Source organism: Hyphomicrobium sp. LHD-15 (genome assembly GCF_031157355.1).
In the GTDB taxonomy this organism is placed as follows: domain Bacteria; phylum Pseudomonadota; class Alphaproteobacteria; order Rhizobiales; family Hyphomicrobiaceae; genus Hyphomicrobium_C.
The window spans coordinates 162,346-189,279 of record NZ_JAVIFT010000004.1; the positions used below are offsets into that span (position 1 = coordinate 162,346).

The following is a 26,934-nucleotide window of genomic DNA, read 5'->3' on the forward strand; positions in this document are numbered from 1 at the left end:
TCGCTCATCGTCTTCTACGCACTTCAACAGATCGGTCTGCACTCGCCTTATGTAAACAGGGCTAAGGCAACAGGCTTATCTGAACCTGTTGGGTAGCGCCCGGATCACACGCGCGCATCCGAGTGTGTGCAAAATGCAATCCACAGCGAGCGGTACGCCGCCTCGACTTCGCGTGCGAGCCCGACGCTGTCGGTTCCGATCGGAGAGGCTTTGAACTTTTCGCGCAGGCTTTGACGCAAACGCGAGAGCGCCGCGATGTTGCTCGCAGCGGTGGCGGCACGTGCGACGTAAGAATCGACGTTGTCCGTCACCCAATCTTCGAGCCCGACGCTACCGAGAATCGAAGCGCCGAAACGGCCCACGGGCGGGCGCCCGGCCAGCGACACAACCGGCACGCCGAGCCACAGCGCCTCGATCGTCGTCGTTCCCGCATTGTGGGGGAATGGATCGAGCGCGATATCGATGGTGCCGTAAGCATCCCAGGTGCGCGGCTGGGGCGACGTGTACACGAGTTTCACGCGGCCCGGCTCCAGCCCCAAAGCGCTGAAACGATTATGCCAGGCAATGCAATTTTCTTCCTCGCGGAACGGCTTGCTGTTGAGCACAAGGCGGGAGTTCGGCACCGACTTGAGTATCCGTGCCCACGCCTTGATGACATCCTCGTTGATGCGGGCGGGACGGCTAAAGCAGCCGAACGTCACATAGCCGTTCTTGAGGGCCGGAAGCGGCGCCACCTCCGGCATTCCTTCCGGCGGCACATAGACATGGGGCATGCGCGACAGGCGAATCGGGCGCTCGGAGAAGTAGCGCTCTGCGCCCATCGGCAGCAGGGCTTCGTTGATCAGAAACGCGTCGATTGCAGAAAGGCCGGTCGTCGTGCCGGAACCGACCATATGCGCGACCTGGACAGGTGCGGGCTTGCGCGCGAACGTCAGCAGCCGGTTACCGGAAGTGTGACCGGCGAGATCAACCAGAACGTCGATGCCGTCCTTTCGGATCAGCTCGGCGAGGTCGGCGTCCGAAAGACCAACGGTCGAGCGCCAGCGCGTGGCGTGCTTTTTGAAACGCTCGGTGACCGCGTCGGGGTTGGCGACCTCGGCGTAGCAGGTGACCTCGTAACGCGATTGATCGTGGGCCGCGATCAGCGATTCGATGAAGAAGCTTACCGCGTGATAGCGCAAGTCCGGCGACACGTAGCCGATGCGGAGGGGACGGTTCGGATCGCGGGTTCCGGAATAGGCGGGATTTGCGGGGCGCAATGGTGCCGCGTGGACGCGATCCCAGCCGCGATAGGCTTCGAAGATCTTTTCAGCCGAGAGGTCGGTGCGGTAGTTCAGGCAGAACAGATAGTTCGAATGTGCGATCGAGAAGTCCGGCTTGATCGCCACGGCCTGAGCGAAGCACTCGGCCGCCTCGGGGAGGCGGTCCTGCTGCATCAACGCGGTGCCGATGTTGTTCAGCGCATTGGCGTCACGCGGGTTCAGCTCAAAGGCCCGCCGCGCCGCCGCCTCGGCCTCACGCGCATTGCCCGAAAGAGAGAGCGTCCACGAGAGATTGCACCAGGCGTCGGAGTAATCCGGCCGAATCCTCAAGGCATGGCGCAGGTGCGCTTCGGCCTCGGCAACGCGGCCCATATCCTTGTAGACAGTTCCAAGATTGTTGTGCGCTTCGGGCGATTCAGGGGCGAGCCTGACCGCTTCCTTGCCGTGAAGCTCGGCCTCCGGAAGGCGGCCCATTCCGCGCAGCATCGGCGTGATGTTCCAGCGGAAGTCGGCCCGATCGGGATTTCCGCGGATCGCCTCGATCATGTCGGAGACGGCTTCCGGCAGCCGCCCGAGCTTGAAAGCCGATACGCCGCGCAGATGCCAAGCATCGGTATGCCGGGGCATCGCGACGATCACGGCATTCGCCAAGGCGTGCGCGTGTGCATAGTCGCCGGATTGAAAAGCCCGGACGGACTTATCAAATGTGGCGTTGATGTTGGCGACGTCGCGCTTCCTGTGCTCGGCGCACCAATCGTTCCACAACTTCTGGAACGCTGTTTCGAGTTCGCGGGCGAGGCCGGGACCGTCGGCCAGCGGCGAGGCCGTCACGCGTGCGCGTAACCCCGCGCGCAGCGCCGACAGCGCCTTCACATCCGACGCCTTCGACGCCGCAAGCGCCACATACCCCGAGACGTCCGTCGCAACCCAGTCCCGCAGGCCCACCGCGCCGAGGTTGCTCGCGCCGAACCGGCCCACAGACGGACGGTCCTCGACCGACACAACCGGAACCCCCAGCCACAGCGCCTCGATCGTCGTCGTCCCCGCATTGTGCGGGAACGGATCCAGCGCGATGTCGACCTCGCCATACGCCGACCACGTCTTCGGCTGCGGGCTCGTGTAGACGAAGTGCAGACGCTCTCGCCCGATCCCATGCGCCGCAAACCGCTGCGCCATCAGATCCGAGAACGCCTTCTCCGAGAACGCCTTCGAGTTCAGCATCAGCCGGCTGCCCGGAACCCGGGCCAGGATCTCCGACCACGCCTTCACAACCCGGTCGTTGATCCGCTCCGGGCGGCCGAAGTAGCCGAACGTGATGAACCCGTTCTTCAATGCCGGCAGCGAGGCCACCTCCGGCATCCCCTCAGGGGCCTGATAGGCCACCGGGATGCGCGACAGGCGGACGATGCTCTTCTCCGCAAACAGGTGCTCCGACCCGACCGGGGCCATCTCCTGGTCCGACAGGAACACGTCGATCGCCGACAGGCCCGACGTATAGCCATGGCCCAGGTGGTGGGCGACCTGGATCGGCGCCGGCTTCCGTGCCATCGCCAGAATCCGGCTCGACGACGTGTGGCCGCCGAAGTCCACCAGGATGTCGATCCGGTCCTTGCGGATCAGGTCCGCAACTGCATCGTCGGAGAGGCCAACCGTCGAGCGCCAGACGTCCGACATGGCCTTGAAGCTCGCGGTGACGTGGTCTTCGTTGGTCACCTCCGCGTAGCAGACGATCTCGAGCTTCGACCGGTCCAGGTAGCGAAGCAGGGGATCGAGGAAGTGACGGGCCGCGTGCTCGCGGAAATCCGGAGACAGGAAGCCGACCCTGATCTTCCGATCCGGGTTCGGGTCGTTGGCGTAACGAAGCTCGGCCGGCTTGTGGCGGGCGGCATGAGCCGCATCGAAACGCTGGTACTCCGCGAAGATCTCCTCCGCGCTCCGGTCCGGGTGGTAGTTCAGGCAGAACAGCAAGTTCGCATGCGCCAATGCATAATCGGGCTTCAGGGACAAAGCACGGCGGAATAAACGCTCCGCTTCGGTATAGAGAGACAGGTCCTGCATCAGCAGCGCCTGGTTGCCGATCGCGCGCCAGTTGTTGGCGATCTCTTCGCTCACGCTGGCATAGATCTTCACGGCCGCAACCGGCTCGCCCTTTTGGCGCAGGAGCTGAGCGAGATTGTCCTGAACGTCGCCGTCGCGCGGCATCAGGCTCGCCGCCTTGCGCAGAACCTTCTCGGCTTCGCCGGCCTTGAGCTGGCGCATCAAGCAGAGGCCAAAATTACGAAGGATCTGCGGATCTTCGGGCGAAAGCTCGTAAGCACGGCGCAGCTCGACCTCGGCCTCGGCCAGACGGCCGCGGCCAGAGAGCAGGTTGCCGAGGTTTCCGCGTGCGTTGGCGAATGTCGGATCGCGCGCGATCGCCTCGCGATAGGCGGCTTCGGCGTCGGCTTCGCGGCCGCAAGCGCGCAAAGCCGCACCAAGATTGGAGAGGATGCCCCCGCGGCGGCTCCGCTTCACGGCTTCCTCGAACAGCTCGACAGCGCGGGTGGCATTGCCACGGCCGTAAGCCCAGCCCGCCGCCTTCTGCAGGCTTTCGATGGCTTCCTCGCGATCGAGATAGCGCTGCCAGAGCTTCCCATAGACGCGTTCAAGCTCGACACAGAGCCCGCGCGCATCGCACAAGGGCGACGTGGCCATGCGCGCACGAAGCCCCGCGCGCAGCTTCGCAAGCGCCTCAATGTCCGCTGCGCGTTCGATGGCCTTCGCGACGTAGTCCGCCCGCGTGCCGGCGACCCAATCGCCGAGCCCGAGCGAGCCCATGATGGTGGCGCCGAAGCAGCCGACCGACGGGCGCGTGCTGAGGCAGATCGACGGAACGCCCAGCCACGCCGCCTCGATGGTCGTCGTACCGCCGTTGTGCGGGAACGGATCGAGCGCAATATCGATGGCGCCGTAGGCATCCCAGGTTTTGGGCTGCGGGGTCGTAAAGACGAGATCGACGCGATCGGACGCGATGCCGCGATCGGCGAACAGGCCGCGATAGCGACGGCAGATCTCCTCGTCGAGGAAAGCGACCGTATTCAGAACAAGCCGTGACTTCGGCACGGCGGCTAGGATTTCGGCCCAGGTCGCGATCACCTCGTCGTTGAGGCGCACGGCGCGGCCGAAATTTCCGAACGTCACATAGCCGTTCTTGAGGGCCGGGAGCGGCGCCACCTCGGGCATGCCCGTCGGCGGGTGATAGGTCACCGGCATGCGCGGCAGGCGTTCGACCGGCTCGGAGAACAGATGATCGGAACCTTCGGGCGCCAGCGCATCATCGGCGAGGAACGCGTCCATCACCGTCAGGCCGGACGTGTAGCCATGCCCGAGGAAATGCGCGACCTGGACGGGCGCAGGCTTGCGCGCAAATGCCAGTAGCCGGTTGCGCGCCGTATGCCCGCCGAGATCGACCAGCACGTCGATGCGATCGCGCCGGATGAGATCGGCCAGGGCATCATCGGACAGGCCGACCGTGCCGCGCCAATGCTCGGCGAGCGCCTTCAGGCGGTGCGTCTCGGCATCCGGGGCTGGAACCTCGGCGTAACAGAAGACTTCGACCTTGCTGCGATCATGGCCGACGAGAATCGGCTCGATGAAGTGGCGCGAGGACTTGGTGGCGAAGTCCGGCGATACGTAGCCGACGCGCAGGCGGCGGCCCGGCGTGCGGTCGTTCGGCCAGACCGGATTTTTCGGCGCATGCCGCGCGGCGTGCATGTCGTTCCAGTTGCGGAACTCCTCGAAGATCTGCTCGCCCGAGAGGCCCGGGTGATAGGTCACGGCGAACAGCATCATGCCGTGGCCGGTCGGATGACCGGGCGTCTTAGCGAGGGTAGCGCGGAAAATATCGACCGCTTCGGCGGCGCGGCCCTGATCCTGCACCGCGTTTGCGAGGTTGTAGCCGATCTCCGGGAGGTCCGGGCGCAGGCTAAGCGCAGTGCGCAGATCGCGTTCGGCGGCAACGAGCTTGCCGCGGCGCATCAGGATCAACGCGCGATTGTTGAAAGCCTCGGCGTGGCCGGGCTTGGCCATGATGGCATCGGTGAAAGCGGCTTCGGCTTCCGTCAGGCGGTGCTGCGCGGAGAGCGCATTGCCGAGCGCGTTGGAAGCACCGGCGCTCGTTCCCTCGATCTTGAGCATGGCCCGGGCCATCGCCTCGGCATCGGAGAGGCGGCCGAGACGGCGCATGACATCCGAGAGGTAGCAGCCGGCGTCGACGTCGCTCGGATCGGTGGCCAGATGCTTGACGACGTGCTGGGCCGCTTCGTCGAGCTTGCCGGCGACGTCCAGGCGCTGAGCAGTGGCCAACTCCTTGGTCCGGCGCGTGCGCGCGGATTTGATATCTTCGGTGGCGTGCTGCTTCTTGGCCGCCGTCGTGGCGCACCAATCGTTCCACAACTTCTGGAACGCTGTTTCGAGTTCGCGGGCGAGGCCGGGACCGTCGGCCAGCGGCGAGGCCGTCACGCGTGCGCGTAACCCCGCGCGCAGCGCCGACAGCGCCTTCACATCCGACGCCTTCGACGCCGCAAGCGCCACATACCCCGAGACGTCCGTCGCAACCCAGTCCCGCAGGCCCACCGCGCCGAGGTTGCTCGCGCCGAACCGGCCCACAGACGGACGGTCCTCGACCGACACAACCGGAACCCCCAGCCACAGCGCCTCGATCGTCGTCGTCCCCGCATTGTGCGGGAACGGATCCAGCGCGATGTCGACCTCGCCATACGCCGACCACGTCTTCGGCTGCGGGCTCGTGTAGACGAAGTGCAGACGCTCTCGCCCGATCCCATGCGCCGCAAACCGCTGCGCCATCAGATCCGAGAACGCCTTCTCCGAGAACGCCTTCGAGTTCAGCATCAGCCGGCTGCCCGGAACCCGGGCCAGGATCTCCGACCACGCCTTCACAACCCGGTCGTTGATCCGCTCCGGGCGGCCGAAGTAGCCGAACGTGATGAACCCGTTCTTCAATGCCGGCAGCGAGGCCACCTCCGGCATCCCCTCAGGGGCCTGATAGGCCACCGGGATGCGCGACAGGCGGACGATGCTCTTCTCCGCAAACAGGTGCTCCGACCCGACCGGGGCCATCTCCTGGTCCGACAGGAACACGTCGATCGCCGACAGGCCCGACGTATAGCCATGGCCCAGGTGGTGGGCGACCTGGATCGGCGCCGGCTTCCGTGCCATCGCCAGAATCCGGCTCGACGACGTGTGGCCGCCGAAGTCCACCAGGATGTCGATCCGGTCCTTGCGGATCAGGTCCGCAACTGCATCGTCGGAGAGGCCAACCGTCGAGCGCCAGACGTCCGACATGGCCTTGAAGCTCGCGGTGACGTGGTCTTCGTTGGTCACCTCCGCGTAGCAGACGATCTCGAGCTTCGACCGGTCCAGGTAGCGAAGCAGGGGATCGAGGAAGTGACGGGCCGCGTGCTCGCGGAAATCCGGAGACAGGAAGCCGACCCTGATCTTCCGATCCGGGTTCGGGTCGTTGGCGTAACGCAGCTCGGCCGGCTTGTGGCGCACAGCATGAGCCGCATCGAAACGCTGGTACTCCGCGAAGATCTCCTCCGCGCTCCGGTCCGGGTGGTAGTTCAGGCAGAACAGCAAGTTCGCATGCGCCAATGCATAATCAGGCTTCAGGGAAAGAGCCCGGCGGAATAAACGCTCCGCTTCAACGTAACGTGAGAGATCCTTGCAGATCACGCCGAGGTTGCTAACCCAGCGCTGCTCGTTTGGAGCCAGGGCCATCGCGCGGGATGTCGCTTGCTCCGCCGCGATGAAATGGCCGATGCGCATCTTCAGCGCGCCGAGATTTCCAAGCGCCAGCGCCGAATTCGGGTCCGTCGCGACGGCCTTCGCCAGAAGCTCAGATGCCTCGTTGAATTTCTGCTGCGCCATGTAGGTCGCCGCGAGATCGGACATGATGTCCGCACGAGCGGGGCGAAGCGCAAGGGCGCGATCAAGCGCTTGCTCGGCTTCCACCAGTTTGTCCATGCGCTGAAGCGCAATGCCGAACCCGTGCCAGGCATCGGCGTAGGACGCGTTCGCCGCGATCGCATTGCGATAGCTCGCCGCGGCGTCGGCGAAGCGCCCGGCATCGCGCGCGATATTGCCGAGATTGTTGTGAGCGGGCGCGAAGCTCGGGTTTACCGCGAGCGCCGCCTGGTAGGAGGCTTCAGCCTCGCCAGTGCGGCCGGCGGCCCTCAGTACGACGCCAAGGTTGGCATGATAGTCGGCAGCGTCCGGCTTGAGCGCGACGGCGCGACGGCCGGCGGCAATCGCCCGATCGAGAGCTCCGCCCCGGTGCAACGCGAGGCTCAGGATTTCCCAGGCCAGTGCATCCTCGGGTGCGGCCTCGATAGCGAGCTGCGCTTCAGAAGCGGCCGTCGCGAGATCGCCGCGATCGAGCGCCTGCATCGCGCTCTGCTGAAGGGCTTGGACACGCTGCGAAAGCGCCTGGCCGTCCTTTGCTTCGCTGTTGGCGGTCGGCTGGCGCTGCATCTAGGCTCCAAACTCAATCAGGATAGCGTCACGACGCGAGGGCTTTTGTTCGGCGGGCAGGAGCGAGACCGCCGCAAACCTCATGGTTTGCAAGGTCTTGCGACGAACCGGGCGAGCAAAAGAACCGCGCGGCTCTGCCGTGAGACGGGATTGACCGATGGCGGCGTCGAACCGCTCGACCGATGGAACGCCATCGCTCTTCGCACTTCTCGTGGCCCTCGGCCAATCTCGTCTCATCGTGATGCCATCCTGATTGAGTTTGGGGCCTAGCCCTATTTCCGTCTCAGAAATCCACGGGGCCAATAGGTGACGCGCTCGGTGACCACGCCTTCGTTGAAGGGGAATTCCGGCTCTTCGAGAGAAAACTCCGGGTGGTTCGCCGCAAACTCGGCGGCGGCATCGAGCGGATTGTTCCAATCCCAGTCGGGAGCGGTGCGCGGTGCGCCTACCACTTCCTTCATGATGCCGTCGGTCGCGACGATGTAGGAGCCGGGCGTCACGAGCGGGCCGTAGGCCTCGAGCTCCGCTAGCACGTGGGCCTTGGTGTGGTTGCTGTCGAGAAGGACGAGCACCGTCTCGCCCGGCGCAACCATCGCGCCAACAGCGCCGACCACCTCGGGGGCCACCGAACTCCCCTCGACGAGCGTGATCAGCGGCTTCATCTCGTGCGCCTCGATGGCGCTGCGGTTATGGGGCCGGATCTCGATATCGATGCCGATGACACGGCCCTTGCCCATGGCCTTGAAGAGGCTGGCGTAGAAAATCAGCGAGCCGCCATGCGCCACGCCGGTCTCGATGATCACATCCGGCTTCACCCGGTAGATCACTTCCTGTATGCGCAGCATGTCTTCGGGCAGCTGGATGACGGGGCGGCCCATCCAACTGAAAGAATAGACATATTTCGTGTCCCAACCGCAGCGGACCCAGGCCTTCGAGACAAGACTGAACGCCTCGGGGCTATCCAGCCGGTGAACGGTTTCGCCTTCGGGTCCTTCGGCAATCACAACACCACGGACCTCATCGATCTTCAGCATGGAGATGAGCTGCCCTTTCGCACATGGATTCTGAGGCTCACATCTCCATGCGATTTGCCTTGCCCCAACCTGAACGAGAACCCTGTTCAAAAACGCAGAGCGGCCGCATCTTTCGATGCAGCCGCTCGACTTGTATCTTCATTGTCACGCGGAACCCGGGGGTGTCCTGCGCGTGATCACAGGCTAGACATCCAGGAACTTCGTGAAGTCGTAGGTCCAGGGCGTCGATCCATCGCTCGTGATGACGCCGACGAGCGTACCACCGGAGGTGAAGTCGCCGTTGGCGCTGTAGTAGAGCTCGCCGGTATCCTGCTGGTAGATGAAGCCACCCTTACCGCCCGTCGACAACGTCGTCGAGAGGAGTGCGCCCTGGTTGGCAACGGCCTTGATGTTGCCGTTGTTGGTGAGCGCACCGGTGGTGTCGTAGGTGTTGCCATTGACGGTCGAGCTGTTGTCCGTGTCGAGACCGATCCTGTCGGAGCCGGTGCCCATGTTCATGACCTTCATGTAGCTGCCCGTCGAGTTCTGATCGAACACGAAGGTGTCAGCTCCCGTGCCACCGGTCACATGGTCGATGCCGCCGCCGCCGCGGATATGGCCCGTTCCGGCCGTAACCGTGATGGTATCCGCGCCCGCTCCACCAATCACCGTCTCGGCATTGGCCACCGAGATCGTGTTGTTGTAGTCGCCGAGCGTCAGCTTATCGATGCCGCTACCCAGATCGATCGAGGTGTTGGAGGCCTGCGAGCCGAGGGTGATGGTATCGACGCCGGTTCCACCGACGATGGTTTCGACGTTCGAGATCGTCGCCGTGTTGGCGAAGTTACCGAAGGTCAGCTTGTCACTACCGCCAGCCAGATCGATCGTGCCGCCGTTGACCTGCGACGCGAAGGTGATCGTGTCGCTGCCGGCGTTGCCGAGCAGGCTTTCGACGCTCGTCACCGTACCGGTGTTGGTGAAGTTTCCGAGCGATAGAGAGTCCGTTCCGGCGCCGAGATCGATCGACATTGCGGTCGTCAGTGCAGAACCCAGCGTGATGGTATCGACATTCGCGCCGCCGCCGATGGATTCGACATTGGAGACCGTTGCCGAGTTGGTGAAGCTGCCGAACTTCAGCGAGTCGATGCCGGCTCCGAGATCGAACGATCCGTCGACGATGGCGGACGTCAAGGTGATGGTATCGGCATCCGATCCGCCGATCAGGGTTTCAACGTTCGAGACCGAGACGACGTTGGCGAAGTTGCCGAGCGTCAACTTGTCCGCGCCGTCTCCAAGGTTGATGGTACCCTTCGAAATCAGCGTTGCGATGGTGATCGTGTCGGCATCCGCGCCGGCCACAATCGTCTCGACATTCGACACCGTCAGGGTGTTGGCATAGTCGGCCAGCGTCAGCGTATCGTTGCCGGCGCCGAGATCGACCGAGCCGTTCGAAACCTGCGAAGCAAACGTGAGCGTATCGATGCCGGTTCCGCCAATCACGGTCTCTACGTTCGAGACTGTTGCCGAGTTCGTGTAGTTCGCGAACGTCAGCGTATCGGCACCCGCACCGAGATCGATCGTCACCTGTGAAGCAACCGTTCCGAAAGTCACGGTGTCAGCCGCAGAGCCACCAAGAACCGACTCGACGTTGTTTACGGTCGCGACGTTGGCGAAGTTGCCGAAGGTCACGCTGTCGTATCCGGCGCCGAGATCGATCAGGGCGTTAGAGGCCTGCGTCGTGATGGTGATGCTGTCGGAGTCGCTGCCGCTCGTTACGGTTTCGACGTTCGCCACCGAGCCCAAGTTCGCCGCGTCGCCGAGGACGAGCTTGTCGGATCCGGCGCCGAGATTGACCAGGTCGGTTGCGGCGAGCGCAGTCGACAGCGTGATCGTATCGTTAGCCGATCCGCCAATCAGGGTCTCGACTTGCGAGATCGTCGCAACGTTCGCGAAGTCGCCCAGGGTCAGCGTGTCAGCGCCGTCTCCGAGATCGATAGATCCCTTCGAGACGATGCCGTTGATCGTGATCGTGTCGGCAAGCGCGCCACCAATCAGCGTCTCGACATTGCTGATCGAGCCGGTGTTGGCGTAGTCGCCGAGCCTCAGGACGTCGCTTCCCGCGCCGAGATCGACGGAGTTCGAAGAGACGAGTGCACTGCCAAGCGTGATGGTGTCCGATCCGCTTGCGCCGATCAGTGTCTCGACATTCGAGACCGTCGCCACGTTGCCCGATCCGCCGAGGGTCAGAGTATCATTGCCGGATCCGAGATCGATGGTCGCTTCGGACACCGCAACACCCAAGGTGATCGTATCCGTCGTCGATCCGCCGAGGATCGATTCCGCGTTCGAGACCGTCGCCGTGTTGGCGAAGTTGCCGAACGTCAGGGCGTCGATGCCGGCCCCAAGGTCGACCGAGGCGTTGGAAGCCTGGGTCGAAAGGGTGATCGTATCGGTATCCGCTCCGCCGACAATCGTCTCGACGTTCGAGAGCGAGCCCGTGTTCACGACATTGGCCAGCGTCAGCTTATCGTTTCCGGCGCCGAGGTTGATGCTATCCGAGGCGTTGAGCGCCGCGGCGAGCGTGATGGTATCCGCACCCGAACCGCCGACCAGCGTTTCGATGTTGGCGACCGTTGCCGAGTTGGTGAAGTCGCCCAGCGTCAGCTTGTCCGCGCCATCCGCCAGATCGATCGACCCACTGGAGGCCGCCGTTGCGAGCGTGATGGTGTCGGCACCCGTGCCGCCGATGACAGTTTCGACGTTGGTGAGCGATCCCGTGTTGGCGAAGTCGCCGAGCTTGACGGTATCCTTGCCTGCGCCGAGATCGATCGAGTTCGACGAGACCAGCGCACTTCCGAGCGTCACGGTATCAGCCAGCGAGCCACCGACCAGCGTCTCGACACCCGCGACCGTCAGGTCGTTGATGAAGTTTCCGAGCGTCAGCGTATCGGAACCCGATCCGAGATCGATCACGGTCTCGGATGTCGCCACGCCGAGGGTAATCGTATCAGCGAGCGAGCCGCCCAGAACCGATTCGGCGTTCGAGATCGTGGCCGTGTTGGCGAAGTTGCCCAGGGTCAGCGAATCCGAGCCGCCACTCAGGTTGATGGTCGCGTTAGAGACCTGCGTTGCGAAGGTGATCGTGTCGGAATCCGCGCCACCGACCAGGGTCTCGATGTTCGAGACCGAGCCCGTGTTGGCGAAATCTCCGAGCGTCAGCTTATCCAGGCCAGCTCCCAGATCCACCAGGCTGGAGGACGTGAGCGCTGCGCCAAGGGTGATGGTGTCGGCCAGCGAGCCACCCGTCAGCGTCTCGACGTTCGAGATCGTTGCCGTGTTGTTGAAGTCGCCGAGGACCAGCTTATCCGTGCCGTCTCCGAGATCGATCACGCCCTTCGTGATCACGGTCGAGATCGTGATCGTGTCAGCACCCGAACCACCGATGATGGTCTCCGTGTTGCCCACGGTCGCCGTGTTGGCGAAGTTGCCGAAGGTCAGCGAGTCGGACAAGGCGCCGAGATCGATCGAACCGTTGGAAATCTGTGCCGTGAAGGCGATGGTGTCGGTATTCGATCCACCGATCACCGTCTCGACGCCAGCCAGGGTCGCAACGTTGACGAAATTGCCAAGCGTGAGGGTATCCGCGCCGGATCCAAGATCGATGACGGCGTTGGAGGCCGCTGCTTTCAGCGTGATCGTGTCAGCCGCCGATCCGCCAAGCACGCTTTCAGCGTTGGAAATCGTGACGGTGTTGGCGAAGTCGCCCAGCGTGAGGCTGTCGATGCCCTCTCCGAGATCGACCGACCCGTTCGAAAGCTGGGTCAGGACAGTGAGGGTATCGGAGTCGGCGCCGCCGGTGATCGTCTCGATGTTAGAGAGAGAGCCGGTGTTGACGACATCGGCCAGCTTGATCGTATCCGCGCCGGAGCCCAGGTCGATGCTGTCGCTCGACGTGATCGCCGAGGCGAGCGTGATCGTATCCGTGGCGCTGCCGCCGACGATGGTTTCCGTTCCGGAGATGGTCACCGTGTTGGCGAAGTCTCCGAGGGTGATCTTGTCCGCACCTGCGCCGAGGCTGATGACGCCCTTGAGCTGGGTTGCGACCGTGATCGTATCGGCATCGCTGCCGCCGATCAGCGTCTCGACGTTCGAGACCGTGCCGGCGTTGGCGACATTCGCCAGAGTCAAGGAGTCCTGGCCACCGTTGAGGTTCACCTCGCTGGAGCTCGTGAGAGCGCTACCCAGCGTAATGATATCCACAGAGCCACCGCCCAGCAGCGATTCGACGTTCGAGATCGTAGCCGTATTGTTGGCGGTCGCGAGCGTCAGCTTGTCGGTGCCGTCGCCAAGGTCGATCACCGCGTCGACGAGTTGCGTCGAGATCGTGATCGTGTCGTTGACGGAGCCGCCAAGGAGGCTCTCGACGTTCGAAATGGTTGCCGTGTTTGCGAAATCTCCCAGCGTGACGCTGTCGATGCCGACGCCGAGGTTGATGTTGCCGTTCGAAAGCTGCGTCACGACCGTGATCACATCCGCGCCGGTTCCACCCACCAGGATCTCGACGTTCGAGATCGAGCCGGTGTTCGCGAAGTCGCCCAGGGTCAGCCTGTCATTGCCGGATCCGAGATCGATGCTATCGGTGGCGGTGAGTGCCGATCCGAGCGTGATCGTGTCGGCGGCGCTGCCGCCAACAATGGTCTCGACGTCGGTGATCGTCGCGCTGTTCGCGTAGTCGCCCAGCTCGACCTTGTCGGAGCCTGCTCCCAGGCTGATGAGTGCGTTGCCGAGCAGCGTATTGATAGTGATGGTGTCCGCGCCGGTTCCGCCGATCAGCGTCTCGACGTTCGACACCGTGCCCGTGTTGGCCGCATTCGCGAGAACAAGGGTGTCGTCTCCCGACCCCAGGTTGACGCTGTTGCTGCCGGTCAGAGCTCCGCTCAAGGTGATGGTGTCGTTGCCGCCGCCGCCGACCAGGCTCTCGACGCCCGATATGGTCGCGATGTTGGCGTGGGTGGTGCCGAAGGTGAGCTTGTCGGAGCCAGCGCCCAGATCGATCGAGGCGTTGGTTACCCCGCCGCTGATCTGGATGGTGTCGTCGTCGCTACCGCCAGCGATCGTCTCGACATTCGAGATCGTCGCCGTGTTGGCGAAGTCGCCGAGGGTCACCTTGTCGCTACCCGCGCCGAGGTCGATATTGCCCTTGGAGAGGATGGTGTCGAAGGTGATGGTGTCGGACCCAGAGCCGCCGATCAGCGTCTCGACATTCGAGACCGAGCCGGTGTTGGTGAAGTTTCCGAGAGTCAGCTTGTCGCTGCCCGCATCGAGGTCGATGCTATCGCTTGCAGTCAGTGCGGTTGCGAGCGTGACCGAGTCCGCAGCCGATCCGCCGACCACCGTGCCGACGTTGGCAACCGTGACCGAGTTTGTGAAGTTGCCGAGCGTGAGCTTGTTGGCTCCCGCGCCGAGATCGACCGAGCCGCCGCTGATTGCAGCGCCGATGGTGATGGTGTCCGCTCCGCTGCCGCCGACGATCGTCTCGACGTTGGAGACCGTGCCGGCGTTGGCGAAGTCGCCGAGCGTCAGCTTGTCGGATCCGGCGCCAAGGTTGACGACATCCGTTGCGGCCAGTGCGGAACCAAGGGTGATGGTGTCGCTCGACGAGCCGCCGACGATGCTTTCGACGTTCGAGATCGTCGCGGTGTTGACGAGGCTACCCAGCGTCACGGTGTCGGTGCCGGCGCCGAGATCGATCGCGGCGTTCGAAAGCGCCGTACCGAAGGTCACGGTGTCGCCCAAGCTGCCGCCGAGAACCGATTCCACGTTCGAGAAGGTGACCACGTTCGCGAAGTCACCAAGGATCGCGGTGTCGGAGCCGTTGCCCAGATCCACGGAGCCCTTCGAGATGACGGTCGCGAAGGTGATCTTGTCGATGCCGGAGCCGCCGAGAACGGTCTCGACATTCGAGACAGATCCCTCGTTGGCGAAGTTTCCGAGCGTCAGGGTGTCGTTTCCGACTCCGAGATCGATGCTGTTCGACGATACGAGCGCCGCGGTCAGGGTCACGGAATCCGCGCCTGTTCCGCCGAGGACCGTCTCCACGCCCGCAACCGAGACGCGGTTGCTGAAGTCGCCGAGCGTGAGCTTGTCGAGACCTGCGCCGAGATTGACGTAGACATCGTTTGCCAGGGTCGCGAGGGCGATTGTGTCCGCTCCGCTGCCACCGACGACGCTTTCGACGTTCGACAGCGTTCCGGTGTTGGCGAAGTCGCCCAGGATCAGCGTATCGAAGCTGCTGCCGAGGTTGATCGACGCGCCGGACAGCTGGTCTCCGAACGTGACGGTATCGATGTCGGCTCCGCCGATCAGCGTTTCCACGCTGGCCACCGTGAGCTTGTTCGCAAGATCGCTGAGGATCAGCTTGTCGCTGCCCGCGCCGAGGTTAATCGAGGCGTTGGAGGCCGCCGTCGCGATGGTGATCGTGTCCGCACCGCTTCCGCCGCCGATGGTTTCGACGTTGAGAACCGTGGCGTTGTTCGTAAAGTCTCCGAATGCGAGCTGATCTGCACCTGCACCGAGGTCGATTTCGCCGTTCGAGATCTGGCTCGTCAGGGTAATGGTGTCGATGTTGGCGTTGCCGTAGATGCGCTCGACGTTGGAGATCGAGCCGGTGTTGGCCACGTTGGCGAGCGTCAGGGTATCGATGCCAGCGCCCAGGTCGATGCTGTTGGACGTCGTGAGCGCCTTGGACAGCGTCACGTTGTCCGCGACAGAGCCACCGATGATGGTTTCGACGTTCGCGATCGTCACGATGTTCGCAAAGTCGCCGAGCGTGACCTTGTCGTTTCCGGCGCCGAGATCAATCGTGCTTCCGTTATCGAGCAGCGCGCCGATCGTGACCGTATCGCTGTCGGTTCCACCGATCAGGCTTTCGACGTTGGAAACCGTCAGCGTGTTGGCAAAGTTACCGAGCGTCAGCTTGTCGATATCGGCGCCGAGATCGACAAGGGTATTGGAGGCCTGGCCTGAGAGCGTAACAGTATCCGAGAGGCCGCCACCAACGATCGTCTCGATGTTGGAGATGGAGACGATATTGGCGAAGTCGCCGAGGATCACCTTGTCGTTGCCCGAGCCGAAGTCCAGCGCGGCCTTGTTCAGGAGCGATCCAAGCGTCAGCGTATCGTTGCCGGATCCGGCGACGATGGTCTCGACGTTGGTGATCGTGCCGGTGTTGGCGAAGTCGCCCAGCGTCAGCGCGTCGTTGCCGGCGCCGAGATCGATGTTGGCATTCGAGAGCTGGGTCGAGACGGTGATCACATCCGCTGTCGATCCGCCGAGGATCGATTCGACGTTCGCGACCGTTCCCGAGTTGGCAGAGTTGGCGAGCGTCAGGCTGTCGTTGCCGGCGCCGAGGTCGATGCTTCCGTTGGTCAGCGCTGCACCGAGCGAGATGGTGTCGCTGCTCGAGCCGCCGATCAGCGTTTCGACGTTCGATACCGTTGCGGTGTTGGCGAAGTCGCCGAGCACCAGCTTATCGAGGCCGGTCTTGAGATCGATGCTTGCCGCAATCGAAAGGGCAGTGCTGATAGTGATTGTATCGGCACCCGTTCCCGCAGTGATCGTCTCGACGTTGGAGACGGATGCGGTGTTGTCGAAGTTTCCGAAGTTGACGGTGTCGTCACCGCCGCCCAGATCGACTGAGGCGTTGGATGCCGCAGCCGAGTAGGAGATCGTATCGGTATCGCTGCCGCCGATCAGGGTTTCGACGTTCGAGATAGAGCCCGTATTGACGAACTCTCCAAGCGTCAGCTTGTCGTTGCCGGCGCCGAGGTCGATGACGTTCTTGTTTCCGATCGCGCTTGCCAGGACAACGTTGTCCGTGCTGCTGCCACCGGTAATGGTCTCGGTGTAAGCAACCGTTACCGTGTTGGCGAAATCGCCGAGCGTAAGCTTGTCGCTACCCGCGCCAAGGTCGATGTATCCATCCGAGATCTGGGTCCCGATGGTGATCGTGTCGTTGACCGAGCCACCAATGACGGTTTCGACGTTGAAGACGGAGCCAGTGTTGGTGAGGTTGGCCAGCGTCAGCGTATCGGCGCCGGAGCCAAGGTCGATAGAGCTCGAGGTTGCGAGCGACGATCCGAGCGTCAGAGAATCGACATCCGCGCCGCCGATGATCGTTTCGACATTGGTGATGGTGCCGGCGTTGGCGAAATCGCCCAGCGTCAGCTTGTCGTTACCCGCGCCGAGGTTGATGTCGGCCGTGATCGACAGTGCAGTTGCCACCGTCAGCGTGTCGACGCCCGTGCCGCCGACCACACTTTCGACGTTAGATAGCGTAGCGGTGTTGGCGAAGTTGCCGAACGTGATCTTGTCTTCGCTCTCGCCGAGGTCGATCGAGGCGTTGGAGGCCTGCGTACCAATCGAGATCGTGTCCGAATCGATGCCGCCGATGATGGTTTCGACGTTCGAGATCGTTCCGGCGTTGGCATAATCGCCCAGGATCAGCTTGTCGGAACCGGCGCCCAGATTGATGCTGCCGGTTGCGGCGACGGCCGAGGCGAGCGTGATCGTATCCGCGCCCGAACCAGCAGCAAGCGTCTCGACGTTCGCCACCGTTGCCGTGTTGGCGAAGTCTCCGAGCGTCAGCTTGTCTGTGCCCGCGCCAAGATCGAAGGAGGCGTCGGACGCGACGGACATCAGGGTAACCGTGTCAGCCGCCGAGCCACCGACAATGCTTTCGACGTTCTCGACCGACAGCGTATTGGCCGCATCTCCGAGGGTCAGGGTATCGATACCCGCTCCGAGGTCGACCGATCCCTTGGCCAGGCCGCCGTTGATCGTGATCGAATCCGAATCGGCTCCGCCGATGACGGTTTCGATGTTCACCACGGTTGCGGTGTTGCCGCCATCGCTGAAGGTGATCTTGTCGTTTCCGGCGCCGAGATCGATGACCTCGCCTCCAGACAGAGCTCCCATGACCGTGACGGTATCCGCCACAGATCCGCCGATCAGCGTCTCGAAGCCAGAAACAGAGACCGAGTTCGCGAAATCGCCCAGCGTGAGCTTGTCGTTTCCGGCACCGAGATCGATCGAGCCGTTAGAGATCTGCGTTCTGTAAGTGATCTCGTCGTTGCCGGCGCCACCGATCAGCGTCTCGACGTTCGAGACGGAACCGACGTTGGTGAAATCACCGAGCGTCAGCTTGTCGCTACCGGATCCGAGATCAATGCTGATCGAGCCGGTCAGAGCCGATCCGATCGTAACGGTGTCGTTGGCGGATCCGCCCACGATGGTTTCCGTGCGCGAGATCGTCACGACGTTGGCGAAATTGCCGAGGGTCAGGGTATCGGCGCCGACGCCGAGGTCGATCGACACATCCGAGGCCAGAGCGCCGAGCGTAACCGTATCGGCGCTCGATCCGCCAAGGATCGTTTCGGCGTTGGATGCGGTGACGACGTTGACGAAGTTGCCGAGCGTCAGGGTGTCGGTTCCGTCGCCCAGGTCGACAGAGCCGTTCGACACTGCCGTCGCGAAAGTGATGGCATCGGAATCCGTACCACCGACGATGCTTTCTACGTTCGACACCGAGCCGGCATTCGAAAGGTCGCTCAGGATCAGCTTGTCCACGCCGACGCCGAGGTCGATCTTGTGAGATCCGGTCAGAGCTTCGCTGAGGGTTACGGTGTCGTTCGCGCTGCCGCCTGCGACAGTCTCGATATTGGAAACCGAGACGACGTTGGCGAAGTCGCCGAGCGTCAGCTTGTCAGCGCCGTTGGCGAGATCGATGGAGCCGTTGGAAATCAGCGTCCCCAGCGTGATGACGTCCGCGGCGGATCCGCCGATGATGCTCTCTACGTTCTGGATAGTCGCGGTGTTTGCGACGTCGGCGAGCGTCAGAGTATCGGAGCCCGAACCGAGGTTCACAAGGGCGTTAGAAAGAGCGGTTGCGATGGTGACCGTGTCGGCCGCGCTGCCGCCATTGATCGTCTCAACGTTGGAGAACGTGACGGTGTTGGCGAAATCGCCCAGATTGACGGTGTCATTTCCGGCGCCGAGATTCACCGTACCTTCGGAGACCTGGGTCGCGATGGTCAGCGTGTCGGCACCCGAGCCGCCCACGATCGATTCCACGTTGGAAATCGTGGCCGTGTTCGCAAAGTTGCCGAGGGTGAGGCTATCGACGCCCGCACCGAGATTGACCGAGGCTCCCGATAGCTGCGACGTGATGACAATTTCGTCCGAGCTCGAGCCACCGATGATGGTCTCGACGTTCGAGATCGAGCCCGCGTTGGTGAAGTCACCGAGGGTCAGCGTATCGGCGCCGACGCCGAGATCCACGCTGTTTCCAACCTCGAGGATTGCACCGATCGTAATGTGATCGGCATCCGAGCCGCCGATCAGGGTTTCGACGTTCGAAACCGTTGCGGTGTTGGCGAAGTTGCCGAGGGTCAGCTTGTCGATTCCGCCGCCGAGGTTGACGGATGCGTTGGACAGGAGCGTTGCGGTAGTCACCGTATCGTTGTCGAGACCGCCGATGATCGTTTCGACGTTCGAGACGGTCAGGGCATTGACGACATCGCCCAGTGTCAGCTTGTCGGCGCCAGAGCCGAGGTCGACTGAGCCGTGTGAGACTTGCGTCGACAGCGTGATGGTGTCCGCGTCGGTTCCGCCGACGAGGCTTTCGACGCTGCCGACGGTGCCGGTATTGGCGAAGTCGCCCAGGATCAGCTTGTTCGAGCCGAGGCCTAGATCGATGCTGTGGCTCGTGGTGAGAGCGTTCGCCAGAGTGATGGTATCGGCTCCGGTGCCGCCTGTCAGGCTTTCGACGTTCGTTACCGTGGCGACGTTTGCGAAGTTTCCGAGCGTCAGCGCATCAACGCCGGCTCCCAGGTTGATATCAGCCTTCGAGAGAAGGGTCGCGATGGTGATCACGTCCGCATCCGTACCGCCGACGATGGTCTCGACGTTGGCGACGGTGGCCGTGTTGGCGAAATTGCCCAGGGTCAGCGTGTCGTTGCCGGCGCCCAGGTTGATCGATGCGTCGGATGCCTGCGCGCCCAGCGTGATGGTGTCGGCGCCCGAGCCCGTGGTCAGCGACTCGACGTTGGAGATCGTCGCCGTGTTGGCGAAGTTGCCAAGCGTCAGGCTATCGCTGCCTGATGCGAGATCGATGCTACCGGCGCTCACCGCAGTCGCGATCACGACCTTGTCGGCCGCGGAGCCGCCCACGATCGTCTCGATGTTCGAGACCGTCAGCGTGTTGTCGAAGTCTCCGAGCGTGATCTTGTCGGCCCCTGCGAGCAGATCCACGGATGCGTTCGAAACCTGCGTCGCGAAGGTGATGCTGTCGGCCAGGCTGCCGCCGAAGAGGGTCTCGACGTTGGAAACCGAGCCGGAGTTGACGAAGTTTCCGAGCGTCAGCGTGTCGGCACCCGCCTCGAGATCGATGAGCGTCGACGAGGTGATTGCAGCGCCGAGCGTGATGGCGTCAGAGCTGGTGCCACCGACCAGAGACTCGACGTTGGAGATCGTGGCCGTATTCACGAAGTTTCCGAGCGTCAGCTTGTCGGCGCCCGCGCCGAGATCGACCGATCCCTTGGAAATTTGCGTCGCGAGGGTCACCGTGTCGGCGTCCGATCCGCCGGTGACGGTCTCCGTGTTCGATACCGTTACATCATTTACGAAGTTGCCCAGGATCAGCGTGTCGCCGCCCGATCCGAGATCGACAGCAACTCCGGTTGCCTGCGACCCAAGCGTCACGGTGTCGGCAGACGCATTTCCTACGATGCTCTCAACATTGGAGACCGTTACCTTGTTGGCAAAGTTTCCGAGGATCAGCTTGTCGGCGCCAGATCCGAGATCCACCGATCCGGTAGCGATGGTCTTGAAGGTGATCGTATCGGCGGCCGAGCCACCAATCACCGTTTCGATGAGCGAAACGGAACCGTTGTTGACGAAATCACCGAGGATCAGCTTGTCGTTGCCAACGCCCAGATCGATGTTGTGAGCCGTCGTAAGGGCACTGCCGAGCGTGATGGTGTCGGCTCCGGTCCCGCCAACGATCGTTTCGACGTTTGAGACGCTGGCGACGTTGGCCACGCTCTTCAGCGTCAGGCTGTCTACGCCCGCGCCGAGATCGAACGAGGCGTTGGAAACTGCCGTTGCGAGCGTGATCTTGTCGGCGCCCGTTCCGCCGATCACCGTCTCGATGTTGGCAAGCGTACCCGTGTTGGCGAAGTTGCCGAGGGTCAGGGTGTCCGATCCCGAGGCGAGATCGATCGATCCCGTGAAGGCCGCCCCGAGCGTGATTGTATCAGCATCAGAGCCGCCAGAGATGGTTTCCGCGCTCAGAATGGTTGCTGTGTTTGCAAAGTCTCCGAGCGTCAGCGTATCTGCGCCGGAGCCCAAATTGAGCGATCCGTTGGAGAGCTGGCTGGCAATCGTGATCGTATCGACGCCATTGCCGAACACGAGCGTTTCAACGTTGGCAACCGTGGCGGTGTTGGCCGAGTTGCTGAATACCAGGGTGTCGGCGCCGCTTCCAAGATCGATAGAGCCCTTGGAGATGCCGGCAGACAAGGTGATGGTGTCGGCTCCAGAACCGCCGATGATCGTCTCGACGTTCGCGAGCGTCGCGCTATTGGCGAAGTCGCCGAATGTGACCTGGTCGTTTCCTTGCGACAGGTCGATCGATCCGTTCGAAAGCGCGGTCACAAAGGTGAGCGTGTCGGCGCCCGAGGCACCCACGACTTGCTCGACATTCGACAGGCTGCCGGTATTGGTTGCCGCTTTCGCAAGGGTCAACGTGTCGATGCCTGCACCCAGATTGATCGAGTGCGCGGTCGTCAGCGCCGTTCCAAGCGTCACCGTATCGGCGAGAGATCCGCCGACAAGAGTTTCCGTTCCGCTGACAGTGACGGTGTTGGCGAAGTTTCCGAGGGTCAGGCTGTCGCTGCCGTCGCCGAGATTGATATCGCCGTTGGAAATCGCGGTCGCGATCGAGATGGTGTCCGCGTCAGTTCCGCCGACCACGATCTCCACGTTCGACAGGGAGCCCGAGTTCGCAACGTCCGCAAGGATCAACTTGTCGGTTCCAGCGCCGAGATCGATGCTGGCCGATGAAACGAGGGCCGCTCCCAGCGTGATCGTATCGGCACCGCCGACGCCGATCAGTGTTTCGACGTTCGATACGGTTGCGGAGTTCGCGAAGTTGGCGAGCGTCAGCTTGTCTGCGCCGGCGCCGAGATCGACCGAGCCCTTGGACAGGGCAGACGTCAGGGTGATCACGTCGGAGCTCGACCCGCCCGAGACCGTTTCGATGCTCGTGAGCGTGGCGCTATTGGCGAAGTCTCCGAAGCTTACCTTGTCGTTGCCGCCGTTCAGGTTGATCGATCCGTTCGATACCTGTTGCGAGAAATGAACCTCGTCGTTTCCGGCGCCACTGATCAGCACCTCCACGTTGGCAAGCGAGACCACGTTGGACGTGTTCGCCAGGGTCAGCGTATCCACACCGCCGCCGAGATCGATAGATGCCCCGCTGGTTGCGCCCGAAAGCGTCACCGTATCCTTGAGCGAGCCGCCGATCAGCGTCTCCACTCCCGAGATGCTCAGGCTGTTTTCGAAGTTGCCGAGCGTCAGCGTGTCGCTACCGGAGCCGAGGTCTACGGATCCCTTCATCTGGGTGCTCAACGTCACCGTATCGGCAGCGCTGCCGCCGATCAGCGTTTCGACGTTCGAGATGCTGCCTTCGTTCGCGACGTTTCCAAGCGACAGCGTATCGGATCCCTTGCCGAGATCGATCACGGTCGACGTCGTCAGCGCGGACTCCAGCTTGATGGTATCGTTGCCGGTTCCACCCGTCACCGTCTCGATGCCGGACAGCGTCGCACTGTTTGCAAAGTTGTCGAGAATGAGCTTGTCGGTGCCTGCGCCAAGGTCAATCGATGCTTTCGCCGCGACACCTACAAGCGTTACGGTATCCGAGCCGCTTCCGCCGACGATCGTTTCAACGCCCGAGAAGCTTCCGGTATTGGTGAAGTCACCCAGTGTTACCTTGTCTTGACCCAGGCCAAGATCGACAACACCGCCTGACAGCGCCGTCGTGATCGTTATCGAGTCCGCGCCGGCCGCGCCGGTGATTGTCTCGACATTCGCGATGGAGCCCGCGTTGGTGAAGTTAGCCAGGAACAGCTTGTCCTTGCCGGCACCCAGATCAATCGTCTGAGCGGACGTGAGTCCAGCGCCGAGAGTTACGGTATCCGCCAGGCTACCACCGAGCAGGCTCTCGACGTTCGAAACCGTCAATGTGTTGTTGAAGTCGCCGAGCTTGAGAGTATCGGTTCCGCCAGCAAGATCAATCGACCCCTTGGAAACGATTGCTGCAAACGTCAGCGTATCCGACCCACTGCCGCCAATGATGGTCTCGACGTTTGAAACGGACCCTTCGTTGGTGAAGTCGCCCAGCGTCAACTTATCAGCGCCGGCGCCAAGATTTACGTTCGTAGAAGTTGTCAGGGCCGATCCGAGCGAGATGTTGTCGACACCCGAACCGCCAACAATCGATTCAGCGTTCGATACGGTGGCGGTGTTCGCGATGTTTCCGAACGTAATCTTGTCGCTGCCAGCACCCAGGTCGAACGAGGCTTTGACTGCGGATCCGCTGATCGTGATGGTGTTGTTGCCGGAGCCACCAACCAGCGTCTCAACGTTGGCAAGCGTTGCGACGTTTGCGAAGTCGCCGAGCGTCAGCTTGTCGTTACCCGCTCCGAGATCCACCGAGCCGTTCGACAGCAACGTGGTGATCGTGATCGAATCCGCGCCGCCCAAACCGACGATCGTCTCGACATTCGCCACCGATCCGGCGTTGGCGAATGCACCAAGATTTAACTTGTCCTTGCCGCCGCCCAAATCGATGGTTTGAGCAGACGTCAGAATGGCGCCCAGAGTTACGGTGTCAGTCTGGCTACCGCCGAGCAGGCTTTCGACGTTCGACACCGACAGGGTGTTCGCGAAATCGCCAAGCTTGATCGTGTCGGTACCCGCGCCGAGGTCGATGGACCCCTTCGACACGACGGCGGAGAACGTCAGCGTATCGGCAAGGCTGCCGCCGACAATTGTCTCAACGTTTGCAACCGAGCCTTCGTTTACGAAATTTCCGAGCGTCAGCTCGTCCGAGCCCTTGCCGAGATCGACATTGGTCGCCGTGGTCAGAGCCGAGGCAAGGGTGATCTTATCGACGCCTGCGCCGCCGACAACCGATTCGGCGTTGGCGACCGTTGCCGTGTTACCCGAGCTTCCGAATATGATCTTGTCGTTGCCAGCGCCGAGGTCCAACGAGGCTTTCACCGCCGACCCACCGAGCGTGATCGTGTTACTTCCCGATCCGCCGATGAAAGTTTCGACGTTCGAAATCGTCGCGACGTTGGCGAAATCGCCCAACGTCAGCTTGTCCTTGCCACCGCCGAGATCGATGGAGCCGTTCGACAGAAGCGTCGTGATGGTGATCGAATCGTCACCGGCGGCGCCGGTGATCGTTTCGACGTTGGCGATCGAGCCCGCGTTGGCAAAGTTGCCGAGCACGAGCTTGTCCTTGCCGCCCGCGAGATCGATGGTCTGAGCAGAGGTTAGGATTGCGCCGAGCACGACGGTATCGGCCGCGCTGCCGCCAAGCACGCTTTCGACGTTCGAGATGCTCAGATTGTTTGCGAAATCGCCGAGCTTGATGGTGTCGTTGCCGGCAGCGAGATCAATAGACGCCTTCGCGACGAGAGCTGCAAAGGTCAGCGTGTCCGAGTTGCTGCCGCCTACGATCACTTCGACGTTCGAGACAGAACCTTCGTTGACGAAGTTGCCGAGGATCAACTTGTCGTTGCCGCCGCCCAGATCGACGTTGGTCGATGTCGTGAGCGCCGTGTTGAGCGTCACGGTATCGACGCCGGATCCACCGACGATCGATTCGGTGTTTGCAACCGTAACCGTGTTGACCTTGTTGGCCAGAACCAGCTTGTCGGCGCCGTCGCCGAGATCAATCGAGCCATTGACCAGGCCCGACGAGACCGTGATCGTATTGTTCCCAGAGCCGCCGATCACCGTTTCGATGTTGGCGACTGTCATCGCATCCGGGCCCGCGCCGGAGAAGGTAATCGAGTCCAGTCCCACGCCGAGGTCGACAAACCCGTTCGAAACCACGGTCGCAAAGGTGATGGTGTCTGCGCCTGTGCCCGCAACCAGGCTTTCGACGTTGGCAATCGAGCCAGCGTTGGCAAAGTTGCCAAGCACCAGCTTGTCCTTGCCGCCGCCGAGGTCGATGCTCTGAGCAGACGTCAGCGCCGCACCGAGCGTCACCGTATCCGTGCTGCTACCGCCCAGCAGGCTTTCGATGTTCGAAATGCTCAGCGTGTTCGCAAAATCGCCGAGCTTGATGGTGTCGCTGCCTCCGGCGAGATCGATCGATCCCTTCGCGATGGCCGCTCCAAAGCTCAGGGTGTCTGCGCCGCTGCCGCCGACGATCGTCTCGACGTTCGAGACCGAGCCTTCGTTGGTGAAGTTTCCAAGATATAGCGTATCTTTGCCGGCGCCGAGGTTGACACTGGTCGATGTCGTGAGCGCCGAGGCGAGCGTCACCGTATCAACGCCGGATCCGCTAACGATGGTCTCCGCGTTGGCAATGGTGGCCGTGTTGGTGCCATTGCCAAGCGTAAGACTGTCAAGACCGGCGCCGAGATCGATCGATCCCTTGGACGCCGCCGATGTCAACGTCAGGACGTCGCTCGATGAGCCGCCGATCAGCGTTTCGACGTTCGCGACGCTACCCGTGTTGGCAAAATCGCCGAGAATGAGCTTGTCGCTTCCGGCCGCAAGATCGATCGATCCTCCGGACAGCTGAGACGTGATTGTGATGGAGTCAGCCCCACTGGCGCCAATTATGCTTTCGACATTGGCGATGGAGCCGGTGTTTGCACCCGCTGCGAGCGTCAGCTTGTCGCTACCGCCCGCGAGATCGATCGTCGCACCCGACGTGAGCAGGTTGCTCAGCGTAACCGTGTCGCCTGCGCTGCCGCCGAGCAGGCTTTCCACGTTTGCGATCGTCACGACGTTCGCGAAATCGCCCATAGTAACGGTGTCGGCACCGGCGCCGAGATCAATCAATCCCTTCGAAATGATGGCCGAGAACGTCAGCGTGTCCGCGTCGCTGCCGCCAATAATGGTTTCGACGTTAGAAACGGCACCCTCGTTAACGAAATCGCCAAGCGTCAGCTTGTCCGTGCCCTTGCCGAGATCGACAACAGTCGATGTCGTGAGCACGGATCCAAGCGTGATCGTGTCGGCGCCCGTGCCGCCGACCACTGATTCGGCGTTTGCAATCGTCGCGGTGTTCGAGAAGTTGCCGAGAACCAGCTTGTCCGAACCGCCGCCGAGATCGATGGACGCCTTAGATGCGGCAGATCCGAGCGTGATGGTGTCGTTGGCGCCCGCGCCGATGAGAGTTTCTACGTTCGCCACGGTCCCGGAGTTGGAACCTGCGCTCGAGAGCGTGAGCTTGTCCGCGCCAACGCCCAGATTGATGCTGCCGTTCACCAATGCGCTGGTGAGGGTGATCGTATCTGCGTTGGTACCGGAGATCAGGGTCTCGACGTTCGCGATCGAGCCCGCGTTGGCGAAATTGCCGAGGGTCAGCTTGTCCGCGCCCGCGCCGAGATCGACCGAGCCGTCACTCGCCAGGACCGTCGCCAAGGTAATGGTGTCTGCGCCAGTGCCGCTGGTGACGGTATGAACGTTGGAAAGCGTCGCCGTGTTGGCGATGTCGCCCATGACCAGCTTGTTGTCGCCACCTCCGAGGTTGATGGTGGCTTTCAAAAGCGCGTCAGCGACGGTGATCGTATCGGCCCCGTCGCCTCCGACCAGCGTCTCGATGCCGGCGACTGTCGCCGTGTTCCCCACACCGCTGAGCGTGAGCTTGTCTCGCCCTCCGGCTAAGTCGATGCTCGCATTGACTGCCGCCCCTGTGACCAGGACCGTATCGGTCGCCGACCCGCCAATGAGCGTATCGACACTCGCGGTCGTATACGAATTGGCCTTGCTTTTGTTCGGCAGATTCTCGACAGCCATTTTAGACCCCGAATTAACGT

3 protein-coding genes are annotated in these 26,934 nt (G+C 62.5%); all 3 read right to left on the reverse strand.

Going from position 1 to position 26,934, the window contains the following annotated elements:
- Positions 1-104: 104 nt before the first annotated feature.
- The 3 genes from RCO24_RS14225 to RCO24_RS14235 all read right to left on the reverse strand — a co-directional run bounded on the left by RCO24_RS14225 (position 105) and on the right by RCO24_RS14235 (position 26,914).
- A complete protein-coding gene (locus RCO24_RS14225; protein ID WP_308963007.1) occupies positions 105-7,793 on the reverse strand; it encodes a tetratricopeptide repeat protein in 7,689 nt (2,562 codons plus the stop codon).
- Between the two features lie 272 nt (positions 7,794-8,065).
- Positions 8,066-8,827 carry a CmcI family methyltransferase gene (locus RCO24_RS14230; protein ID WP_308963009.1) on the reverse strand — a complete coding sequence of 254 codons (762 nt, stop codon included), beginning with the start codon at positions 8,825-8,827 and terminating at the stop codon, positions 8,066-8,068.
- Positions 8,828-9,010: 183 nt separating this feature from the next.
- Positions 9,011-26,914 carry a hypothetical protein gene (locus RCO24_RS14235; RefSeq protein WP_308963011.1) on the reverse strand — a complete coding sequence of 5,968 codons (17,904 nt, stop codon included), beginning with the start codon at positions 26,912-26,914 and terminating at the stop codon, positions 9,011-9,013.
- Between the last annotated feature and the right edge of the window lie 20 nt (positions 26,915-26,934).

Coding starts and splice junctions, on each gene's coding strand:
- RCO24_RS14225 (WP_308963007.1), bottom strand. CDS start 7,793: ATGCAGCGCCAGCCGACCGCCAACAGCGAAGCAAAGGACGGCCAGGCG.
- RCO24_RS14230 (WP_308963009.1), bottom strand. CDS start 8,827: ATGCTGAAGATCGATGAGGTCCGTGGTGTTGTGATTGCCGAAGGACCC.
- RCO24_RS14235 (WP_308963011.1), bottom strand. CDS start 26,914: ATGGCTGTCGAGAATCTGCCGAACAAAAGCAAGGCCAATTCGTATACG.